Source organism: Blautia sp. MSJ-9 (assembly GCF_018919065.1).
Classification (GTDB): Bacteria; Bacillota; Clostridia; order Lachnospirales; family Lachnospiraceae; genus Blautia_A.
Window position 1 is genome coordinate 33,673 of record NZ_JAHLQG010000029.1, and the last position, 9,594, is coordinate 43,266.

9 protein-coding genes are annotated in these 9,594 nt (G+C 41.4%); all 9 read left to right on the forward strand.

Annotated elements, in window-relative coordinates:
* Nucleotides 1-74 precede the first annotated feature (74 nt).
* The 9 genes from KQI87_RS07840 (at nucleotide 75) to KQI87_RS07880 (ending at nucleotide 8,637) form a co-directional block, all read left to right on the forward strand.
* Nucleotides 75-290 (forward strand): hypothetical protein, encoded by a 216-nt coding sequence (locus tag KQI87_RS07840; RefSeq protein WP_216459647.1) that lies wholly within the window; start codon nucleotides 75-77, stop codon nucleotides 288-290.
* Between the two features lie 82 nt (nucleotides 291-372).
* Entirely contained in the window at nucleotides 373-585 is a 213-nt protein-coding gene (locus KQI87_RS07845) for a response regulator (RefSeq protein WP_216459648.1), read from the forward strand.
* 115 nt (nucleotides 586-700) lie between these two features.
* Nucleotides 701-1,900 (forward strand): PucR family transcriptional regulator, encoded by a 1,200-nt coding sequence (locus KQI87_RS07850; protein WP_216459649.1) that lies wholly within the window; start codon nucleotides 701-703, stop codon nucleotides 1,898-1,900.
* Between the two features lie 322 nt (nucleotides 1,901-2,222).
* Nucleotides 2,223-3,596, forward strand: coding sequence for an aspartate aminotransferase family protein (locus tag KQI87_RS07855; protein ID WP_216459650.1), 1,374 nt, complete (start codon nucleotides 2,223-2,225; stop codon nucleotides 3,594-3,596).
* A gap of 142 nt (nucleotides 3,597-3,738) precedes the next feature.
* The gene (locus KQI87_RS07860) at nucleotides 3,739-4,137 is read left to right on the forward strand and encodes a cytidylate kinase-like family protein (protein WP_216459651.1); all 399 of its coding nucleotides are present in this window, start codon (nucleotides 3,739-3,741) and stop codon (nucleotides 4,135-4,137) included.
* 53 nt (nucleotides 4,138-4,190) lie between these two features.
* Complete coding sequence (locus tag KQI87_RS07865; protein ID WP_216459652.1) at nucleotides 4,191-5,312, forward strand: iron-containing alcohol dehydrogenase; 1,122 nt, start codon at nucleotides 4,191-4,193, stop codon at nucleotides 5,310-5,312.
* 215 nt (nucleotides 5,313-5,527) lie between these two features.
* A complete protein-coding gene (locus KQI87_RS16985) occupies nucleotides 5,528-5,671 on the forward strand; it encodes a type II toxin-antitoxin system YoeB family toxin (RefSeq protein ID WP_291803951.1) in 144 nt (47 codons plus the stop codon).
* A gap of 133 nt (nucleotides 5,672-5,804) precedes the next feature.
* Nucleotides 5,805-7,781, forward strand: a complete 1,977-nt coding sequence (locus KQI87_RS07875) for a diguanylate cyclase (RefSeq protein ID WP_216459653.1) — start codon at nucleotides 5,805-5,807, stop codon at nucleotides 7,779-7,781.
* A 196-nt stretch (nucleotides 7,782-7,977) separates the two neighbouring features.
* The gene (locus tag KQI87_RS07880) at nucleotides 7,978-8,637 is read left to right on the forward strand and encodes a hypothetical protein (RefSeq protein ID WP_216459654.1); all 660 of its coding nucleotides are present in this window, start codon (nucleotides 7,978-7,980) and stop codon (nucleotides 8,635-8,637) included.
* Nucleotides 8,638-9,594 lie beyond the last annotated feature (957 nt).

A 9,594-nucleotide genomic window follows, 5' to 3' on the forward strand; every position in this document is an offset into this window, starting at 1 on the left:
GATATAATTTTTTCAGATATGGCAGTCTGTGGTAAAAATATAGACAGTGCTAATAAAAAACTGGAGGTATCCAAATGTCAAAAATCGTAAAACTTACATCAGCAATAGAACGTGAAGAGAAATTAAATGAAATCTATGAAAACCTGGAAGAACTAAAAAACCAGTTCACTGCACTGATTGATGAATACGAAGAAGAGAAGTCTGACAGCAGAAAAGTAGACACATTGATCGAGGCACTGGATGCGCTTGAAGATGCTGCAGAAGCGATTCAGGATGTGCTGGAAGGATAAAGAGACTATATAATATAGAAAGAAAACGATATGATACAAAAGACTTTGCAGGAACTGTGGAGGAGAGGATGATGCAATCCTGATGGATATCCAGATGCCAGTTATGAACGGTTACGAAGCTGCCAGAGCAATCCGCACAGCAGAGAATCCTGTCTGTAAAAATATTCCGATCATAGCCATGACTGCGAATGCTTTCTCAGATGATATTCAGAGAAGCATGGATGCGGGGGTGAATGCGCATATTTCAAAACCGATGGAACTTGCAGTGCTGGAACGAGTGATCAGAACGTTATGATATAGCCTACATGTAAGATGATATTTGTATGATATAATAAAGCCGTCTGATTTACAGAGAGAATTAGAAGTAACATGTATTACTGTGAATGACAAATATAAAGGATGAAAGAACAATGAACTGTACAGATATGATGCAGATAGCGGAACTGGAAGATGTTCTGAAACTGAAAGCCGGGGAAAAAGGGCTCTGGCATCTGGTGCGCTGGATTTATTTTGCGGACTGCCTGCAGTGTATTAAAAGTGAATATAAGATTGAGAATTATATCCATGGCGGAGAATTTGTGATCCTGACAAACAGGGGTGTTACGGATGACAGTGCGAAACTCATGACCCTGATCAGACAGATGTGGGAGTATGGGATAGCGGCTCTTGGAATCAATGAAGGGCAGATTTCAGAGGAATTACTGAAATATTGTGAGAAAAAAGAATTGCCACTCTTTGAACTTCCGGAGAAATTTCCGTTGATAGATCTTTCACAGATCATGTGCAGAAGGCTTGTGTTGGAGGAAAATGACCGCAATGCAGCTGAGCAGCTTTTTTCTTCGATTCTGGATGCCGAGCATCTGAGCAGAGAGCGCGTGATGGCACAGGCCAGATATCTGAATATTAACCTTGAGGGAAGCTTCTGTGTTGCAGAGTTTGCGTTTGACAGTGCGAAGGGTGACTGGGAGAATGAGGATTCTCTGACATTGGGGCAGAATATAAAACGTATGATCAGTACGGAGTTTTCCTTTTATACAAAAGAAGATATTCTGGTGCTCCCGCAGGCTGGTTCAATTCTGGTGCTTATTCCGGTGGCACATCTTGATGATGAGCAGATACGGGACATTTTTAGCCGGATCATTGAACGTGTACAGCGAGAACAGGGAACAAGATTCTGTGTCGGAGTTGGAAACAGTACAGCATATCTGGATGAGGTAAAACGCAGCAGAAATGAGGCATCAGCAGCAATCAGGGCAGCGTCTGCTGCAAATATGCAGGAGAGGATTTTCTTCTATAAAGATCAGGGGATTTATACTCTGATCTCCCATGTGGATGATACCAGAGTTCTGGATGAATATGTGGAAGCGCAGCTTGGAAAACTGGTCAGATATGATGAGATGAATGCAGGAAGTCTCTGTGAGACGTTGGAGAATTATCTTATAAATAACTGTAATGCCAAGAGAACGGCAGAGGCTATGTTTGTTCATCGAAATACGCTGAATTACAGATTGAAGAAAATCGGGGAGCTGCTGAATTGTGATTTTGAAGATATGGATAAATGTCTGGAACTGAAACTTGCGTTTCTGATTAGAAAGTACCGAAATAGATAGTGCTTTCACATATTATATAAAATGCTTTTATGAGAATGCAGTGAGAAAGAGATGTATGTTTAACATTATTCATAGTGGAACGAAGATATGAAAAGCTGGGTGGATCTGGAAACTACTGTTGTATAAAAGGTAACATTTGTGCACCGTGCACAAAAAAGATAGTCCTCCGCGCACATTGATTTCATCCGGGAAGGTGCTATAATCTAGCTAAATTAAAAAACAAAACAACCAATTAAGAAACGACAAAGGCGTCAGATATTAAAAAGTATCTGGCGCCTTTTTTACGTCGGATGAGGCGAAGAGATAAAGGAGGACAATTATTATGACAACAGCAGAATTATCAACAGCATTACCGGAGATCATAACAGCGCAGGTTCCAGGACCGAAATCAAAAGAACTTCTTGACAGGAGAGATGCGGCAATCCCGAAAGCACTTTGCGGCAAAGCTTATCCAATTTGTATCAAACAGGGTGCAGGTGCAATGTTTGAGGATCTTGACGGAAACAAATTCCTTGACTGGGTCGGAGGTGTTGGTGTTCTGAATATCGGATATTCCCACCCGGAAGTTATTGAAGCAGTAAAGAAACAGACAGAGAAATATTTCCATACTATTTTTAATGTGTATGTACATGACGGATATGTAACACTTGCAGAGAGATTAAATGAAATCATGCCATGCAAAGGAGAGGTAAAGAAAACTTATTTTGCAAACTCCGGTGCAGAGTGTGATGAGAACGCGATCAAGATTGCCAAAGCATTTACAAAGAGAAGTGGAGTGATCTGTTTTACAGGTGCTTTCCACGGAAGAACAAACCTGACAATGGCGCTGACAGCCAAGAAAGTATATGCAGTCGGTATGGGACCTTTCCCGGCGGGTATTTACCGTGCACCGTATCCATATGTATACAGAGCACCGAAGGGATATACAGAGGCTGAGGCAATTCAGTACTATATAGATGAACTGAATAGAATCTTCGATGAAGGTGCACCTGCAAGTGAAATCGCCTGCATGATCGTAGAGCCGTTCCAGGGTGAGGGAGGATTTATCCCGGCACCGATCGAGTGGGTTAAAGCAGTCCGTAAGATTTGTGATGAGAACGGAATTCTGATGATCGCAGATGAAGTTCAGTGTGGTAACTGCAGAACCGGTAAATATTATGCATCTGAGTACTGGGCAGAAGCCGGTGCAGCACCGGATATCATTACAACAGCCAAATCTCTTGGCGCAGGTCTTCCGATTTCTGCGATCACAGCAAGAGCAGAGATCATGGATGCAGCACCTGCGGGAACCATCGGCGGTACTTTCTGTGGTAACCCGGTTGCCTGTGCTTCAGCACTGGCAGTTATGGACATTATGAAACGTGACGATTATGCTGGAAAAGCAAGACATATTGGTGAAGTTGTCACAGCACGATACAAAGAACTTCAGGCAAAATATCCGGTGATCGGTGACGTCAGAGGACTTGGCGCGATGATTGGTCTGGAACTTGTCAAAGACAGAGATACAAAAGAGCCTGCTACAGAAATCGCAGGAAAACTGATCCAGAATGCAATCCAGAAGGGACTTCTTCTTGAGAGCTGTGGAACAGCAAGCAACGTTATCCGTTTTCTTGCACCGCTCACAATGACAGATGAGCAGATGGAAAAAGGTCTTGAAATTTTTGAAGCTGCATTAAAAGAGGCAATTGAGGGATAAAAACTGATAAATTGATATTGTAATACGGGCAGGTCCTTGCGGAATATTTACTGTTATTTCTAACTTAAGCACAGGACTTGCCCGATTCCATTTAATTGCATCAAAAGGAAGACGAAAGTTTGACAAAGTAATGGCCGGATTTATGACACTTTTATATATTATTCCGGCATCATTTTCCGCAGCACTTGTATGGCAGGAATGGATCGTAGTAGGAATCTGGCTGGCACTTGGTGTATTTTTCTATTTCTATTCCAAGAGAAAATACGGTGCAGAATTTGGTCGTGATATCTTTATTGTAGATGAGACGAAAGATGTGGACGAGGCACCGGCAGTACTTCCGAATGCAAAATATCCGGACAGACATTTTGTTATCACAGTGGGCTGTGAATATGGAAGTGGTGGTCCTGAGATTGCCAGAATGGTTGCAGACTATTGTATATTACAGGCAAGAAATGTGGCGACAGACATACCCGTGATATCCTGCTTAACAGCAGTCTGTTGGGCTGGGATGCAACGGCTCAGTTTATCGAGGAACTGGTAGAACGCAGATTTGGACTGACAGAGGAAAAGTTAGAGAAAGGGGCTTAAGAGCTGATGAAAGGATTTACCATTAAAACAGAAATAGAAGAATATGATACATTTGAACAGTACGCGGCACAGGCAGATTTGGGACCGCAGGATCTGGTTCTCTGCGGAGAACATACTTATGACAAATATGTGGCACCTCTTTCGCTGAGTGTGCAGACACTTTTCCGTGAGAAATATGGAAAAGGTGAACCGACAGACGGAATGGTAGATGCTATTCTGGATGCACTGAGGAAGAAAGAATTTAACCGTATCATTGCAATCGGTGGCGGTACAGTAGTAGATATTGCGAAAGTTGTTGCAGTTGCCGGAAAAGAAGATAAGGTAGATGACCTTTATGATAATGTAGATAAGCTGAAAAAAGTACATCCTCTAGTGATCATTCCGACAACCTGTGGAACAGGAAGTGAAGTTACCAATATTTCCGTGATCAACCGTGTGAGCAAAGGAGTCAAGATGGGACTGGCATCCAATGCGATGCTTGCAGATAAGGCGGTTATGATCACAAACATGCTGGATTCTCTTCCATATAAAATATTTTCAACTTCTTCCATTGATGCTATGGTACACAGTGTGGAATCTTTCTTAAGCCCGAACGGATGCAGCATCTCAAGGATTTTTTCCACAGAGGCGTTGAAAACGATTATTCAGTGTTGGAAGAAATCAGTGGAAGCTGGTGGCGGCGATGCATGGAAAACTTGTGCGGCAGATTTCCTGAAAGCGTCCAACTGGGCTGGACTTGGATTCGGTTATGCCGGATGTGCAGCAGTTCATGCATGCGCTTATCCTCTTGGTTCCGTATACCACATTCCACATGGACAGTCCAATCAGCTGATGTTCAAAGACGTAATGGAAAAATACAAACAGATCCAGCCGACAGGCCGGATCAATGATCTGGAAGATATCATTGCAGAGTGCCTTGGAGTGACACAAAGTGAGGCACTGACAGCATTATATGAATTGATGGATAAGGTTCTTAAAAAAGAACCACTTCGCAATTTTGGTGTAAAAGAAAGCGACCTGCCGGTTTTCGCAGGAGATGTGATCAAAACCCAGCAGAGACTGCTGAAGAACAATTACATACAGCTGTCTGAAGAACAGGTGCTGGAGATTTATAAGGCGGCGTATTAAAATAATGGAGAGGTTGTTGCATTACCCGGTAATTAGTACGTAATGCAAGGGCGGTGTATTATTATAATATTAAAAAATGCGGTTTATCCCTCAAATGCTTGAAAGGGGCATTTGAGGGATGATTTTGTGTAAGGATATATAGTGGTGAAAATTCAATTGTTTTTGATAACAAATGTCAGAATGACTATAATGAAAAAGAAATCTGCAGTTCGAAGATTTCGGGAAACTTATTATACGAGAGTTGGAGGCAATGGCAGAAATGGAGTAGACGAATTAACCTCAAAGACCGTTTGGTTTACGAAATAACAGATGAAACAATTATTGTAATCCAATGCAAAGGGCATTACAGCGATAAATAAGGGCTGCAACACATAGGGGCGCACATCAGAAGATAAAGAAAAAATATTATTGTTGTACTGCATGATGAGTAAGTGGTATAATAATACAAATTTATATTTCAAAAAAGCTGTTGTCCGTGAGAGGCTGGGAATAATGATTGAGTGGAAACAAATGACGATGCAGGAAGCAGAGAATAAAATGGAGGTGCTTCGGGAGATTTTTGATGTAGTCCGTCTCCTGAAAGGGAGTGATCTGCAGACTGACGAAATGGAAAGTAAGCTTGCAGGAAGAATAAATCTTTGCCAGTGTTATGCTTTCTGGAATAAAGATAAAAGATGTGAGAATTGCATTTCCCTTAAAGCACTGGAGGAAAAGAAACAGACATCCAAAATTGAATTTCTCGATTCTGATATGTATCAGGTGTTTGCAAGGTATCTGGAGATTGATGATGAGCCCTATGTAATGGAAATGCTGAAAAAGCTGGACGAGAACACGCTGACTGATGAGAAAGGATATGAAAAACTGACGGAAAAGCTGACTGTATATAGCGAAAAGCTGTATAAGGATGTGCTGACAGGGGCGTATAACCGCAGATATTTTGAGGAAAAAGTCAAAAATATGTCTTTGAATGCCGGAGTTGCAGTTATCGATCTGGATGATTTCAAATTGTTCAATGACACTTATGGTCATGATGGAGGAGACCTGGTACTGACAACCGTAGTGAATGTAATTCGGCATTATATCCGTCGTACGGATATTCTGGTGCGCTATGGAGGAGATGAATTTCTGCTGATCCTGCCCGGAATTGAGAAAGAAATCTTTTCACAGAAGCTCCGTATGATCCAGGAGAAGATCCATGCGACGCATATTCCGGGTTTTAATCGTCTGAAGCTTTCAGTGAGCATTGGTGGAGCTATGTTTACCCATGGCAGATTGGAGGAAGCAATCACCAAAGCAGACAGACTTATGTATATGGCCAAGGGACATAAAAATATAGTAGTAACCCGGTGGGAGCAGAAGCAAAATACAGACAAGATGGAAAAAAGGAACCTGCCCCAGCTTCTGGTCGTTGATGATTCTGAAATGAACCGTGAGATACTTAAGGAAATTCTGGGAAAGGAATACCGGATACTGGAGGCCTGTGACGGAGAAGAGGCTCTGAAGATACTGGAGCAGCATGGAACTGAAATCTCATTGGTCCTGTTGGATATTATTATGCCCAAAATGGATGGATTTGAAGTACTCGCCTATATGAACAGAGATAAATGGATCGAGGATATACCGGTGATCATGATTTCCAGTGAAGAATCAGAGAGTTATATCCGTCGTGCCTATGAACTGGGGGCTTCGGATTATATAAGCAGACCATTTGATACCAAGGTGGTATATCAGAGAGTTATCAATATGATCAAGCTTTATGCCAAGCAAAGGCGTCTGATCCATCTGGTAACAGATCAGATTTATGAAAAAGAGAAAAACAACCGTATGATGACCGGGATTCTCAGTCAGATTGTAGAGTTCCGAAATGGTGAAAGCGGACTTCATGTGTTGCATATTAATATTCTGACTCAGCTTTTGCTGGAGAAACTGACGCGAAAATCAGAGAATTACGATTTTTCCTGGTCTCAGCAGCATATGATCGCCACAGCCTCCGCACTTCATGATATCGGTAAGATTGGAATTGATGAAAAAATTCTGAACAAACCCGGTAGGCTTACAAAGGAAGAATTTGAAGCTATGAAACAGCACACGATCATAGGTGCCCGGATGCTTGACAGTCTGGAAATGTATCATGATGAAGAGATGATGAAATATGCCTATGAAATATGCCGCTGGCATCATGAACGTTATGATGGAAAAGGATATCCGGATGGCCTGAAGGGAGAAGAAATCCCTATATCTGCCCAGGTGGTCTCACTGGCAGATGTGTATGATGCCCTGGTAAGCGACAGGGTATATAAGAAAGCATATTCTCATGAAAAGGCAATGGAGATGATCCTGAATGGAGAATGCGGAATGTTTAATCCTCTTCTTTTGGAATGTCTGGTGGAAATTCAGGATAAAGTACGCAAGGAACTTGGTATTAAAGGTGTGAATGAATGTCTGGAATATCTGGAAGAGAGAAACTGATAAAAATCCTCCCCGAATGGGAGATGGAAGACTTCAGCCGAATTTTTGGAAAAATATGTTGATTTTATGCCAGGCAGTGCTATACTGAAAATAGAAAGGTACTACGTTATATCTATGGAAGATAAATATAGCAGCGACAGTCTCTTTCACTTTGCAACACAGAAACAATACAGTATTTCAAAGGAGGATAAGATTTGTGAAAAAGCATTTAAAACAATTTTTGGCAGTAGTCACAGTGCTGATAATGGTTCTGGCAGCTGTTCCGACATTTGCAGAGGAAGGAGTAAATTCCAGCAGAAATGTTTATGCACAGATCCATGCCCAGAAGGGATATATCCTTGGTTCATACCATCCAACAAAGACAACAGTAAAATGTACAATGTCAAAGAACCTTGGGAAAGTTAAGAAAACAAGACGTTCTGATGGTTATGACTGGTATTATTTTTATCCTTCAAAGCCTGGAAAAACAATTGTTACAATTAAATCAAAAGATAAAACATCCAATTCACAAACTGAGACTGCAAAACATGCATTTACTATCTTGAAGTATCAGAATCCTGTTTCTTCCATAAAAATCGGAAGTACTAAAATTTCCGGAAGCAAGTTTAACAAGACGGATCGTATTTCTTTAAGCTATAATAAATATTCTCAGAAAAGTAATGCAATCAAGGTTGTGGCAAAAAAAGGCTGGACTTATGATGGTATAATGGCCTATGATAAAGCCGGAAATCAGATTGGTTATGATGTGCTCAAGAGTTTTCAGGCTGCTGGCGGAAAGGGTAATTATATTCTGAAAGCCGTATTCACAAACAAAAAAACAAAAGCAGCAGAAGCAGTAGAAATTGTGTTTAAATAATAAGAATAGATACTTTGCAGAATAAATAATGTAAGCCATCTGATAGCGAAACTGGCAGACAGCCGGAAAGGATCATATCAGATGGCTTTTTGCATACCATTCTTCCGTTGACATCCCACTTGCCATTTGTTACACTGAAATTACATATCTGAAGAGACACGCTCTATTGTGCCGACAAGTTGATTCTTGAAACAATCTTGCAGGATATGGACCGGTTGGGGTCGCACCCTCTGTCGGGAAAATAAAGAAACGAAATTTGTTTAAAAAGTTTTCTAAAGAAAGTATAAAATTCAACTAAGTCACAGACTGGCACCCATCCAGCCTGCGGCTTTTTCACCCACTATTTTTGAGTTGACTTTTTGGCACATTGCGCATATACTAACAGTAGCTAAGGAATGTGGTGAGATTCCTTGAAGCAAAACAAAAGCCCTCAGAGTGCCAGCTCTGGGGGCTTTCTTGCTCGTTACGGTGAGCTATTCCGTTTAGACTGTTGCTGTCTATCGTCTGCTGTCCAGCCATTTGCATATGTAGTAGCTAACTACGCCTGCTATAACAGAGACAAGAAATGTGGTGAGAATTTCTTCCATGGAGTCCACCTCCTTTCTGCTGGAGGTTCGACAGCTTTTTAAGTATAACATGTTTTAGAACAAATTGGAATAGTAAAACCTGGCATGAGTTAACTGATAGAGGCAGTTAAGGGAGAACCCTCTGCCGGGACTGGTATTAATACTGAACAGGTCTGGCGGGGTCGTCGGTTGGGGTCGCACCCCAATGTGGTCAACCTAGCGTCAACTTAGGGGCATATTAGTGAATATCCTCTAATGCAAACTACAAAATTAATCGGTTTATGACAGAAAACAGTTGCTGTTTTGTTGGAAACCAGAAGATTCATAAAAATTGCCGCACTTAAATAAGCCTATTGATGAATGCTGGCTCTATTTTAAAAAGAAGCTTTTT

Bases quoted from the DNA above. Each gene is read 5' to 3' on its own strand.
- KQI87_RS07840 (WP_216459647.1), top strand. From the start codon at position 75: ATGTCAAAAATCGTAAAACTTACATCAGCAATAGAACGTGAAGAGAAA.
- KQI87_RS07845 (WP_216459648.1), top strand. From the start codon at position 373: ATGGATATCCAGATGCCAGTTATGAACGGTTACGAAGCTGCCAGAGCA.
- KQI87_RS07850 (WP_216459649.1), top strand. From the start codon at position 701: ATGAACTGTACAGATATGATGCAGATAGCGGAACTGGAAGATGTTCTG.
- KQI87_RS07855 (WP_216459650.1), top strand. From the start codon at position 2,223: ATGACAACAGCAGAATTATCAACAGCATTACCGGAGATCATAACAGCG.
- KQI87_RS07860 (WP_216459651.1), top strand. From the start codon at position 3,739: ATGACACTTTTATATATTATTCCGGCATCATTTTCCGCAGCACTTGTA.
- KQI87_RS07865 (WP_216459652.1), top strand. From the start codon at position 4,191: ATGAAAGGATTTACCATTAAAACAGAAATAGAAGAATATGATACATTT.
- KQI87_RS07875 (WP_216459653.1), top strand. From the start codon at position 5,805: ATGATTGAGTGGAAACAAATGACGATGCAGGAAGCAGAGAATAAAATG.